Consider the following 745-nt stretch of genomic DNA (forward strand, 5'->3'; position numbering starts at 1 on the left):
GCAGTGGCCGTCCGGGGAGAAGATGTGGTTCGGCCGGTGGATGTACCCGTCCGTCAGTTCACGGTCCACGAGGACGCCGCCGACGAGCATCACGTCGGCGTCGTCCTGTCGCAGCAGCCCGGCGGCGAGGTGGACGCCGACGAGGGAGCTGGAGCAGGCCGACTGGACGGTGAGCGCCGGCCCCCGCAGGCCGAGGTGGTACGCGGCCCGGGTGGACAGGAAGTCCTTCTCGTGGTGCAGGGCGAGCCGGAAGGAGTCGGGCAGTGTCGCGGGATCGGCCTCCCTCAGCAGGCTCTGGAAGGAGGTGTGCTGGCCGCACGGGGCGACGAGGCCGACCCGCCCGGCTCCGGCGGCGGCGATGGCTGCGTGGGCGAGGGCCTGCACGCAGGCCATCAGCAGGTGCCGCTGTTGCGGGGCCATGAGCCGGGCCTCGTGCGGACTGATGCCGAAGTGGCCCGGGTCGAAGGCCAGGAGCCCGTCCATCTGGCTGCGGGCCCCGACCAGTCCGTCGGCGGCGGGGAAGTCCTCGATGCCGCGTCCGCCGGAGGTGACCAGGTCCCAGAACGCGGCCAGGTCGGCGGCGCCGGGCAGGCGGACGGCCATACCGATGACGGCGACCGGTTCGTTGCCCCCGGCGGGAGGTGTGCGGCCGGTGTCCGGGGCGGCCTCGGGGAGGTCCGGGCCGGCGGCGGCGGGTACGGAGGCTGCGGGGGGTGTCCCGGCGCCGGCCTCCTCGTCGGCTCTC

1 protein-coding gene is annotated in these 745 nt (G+C 74.9%); it reads right to left on the reverse strand.

What is annotated here, in order from left to right; genetic code table 11:
• The coding region (locus tag D8M29_RS13255; RefSeq protein WP_305034244.1) for a beta-ketoacyl synthase N-terminal-like domain-containing protein at positions 1–745 on the reverse strand (745 nt) is incomplete at both ends.

This window comes from Micrococcus sp. HSID17227 (assembly GCF_003989405.1).
Taxonomy (GTDB): domain Bacteria; phylum Actinomycetota; class Actinomycetes; order Actinomycetales; family Micrococcaceae; genus Micrococcus; species Micrococcus luteus.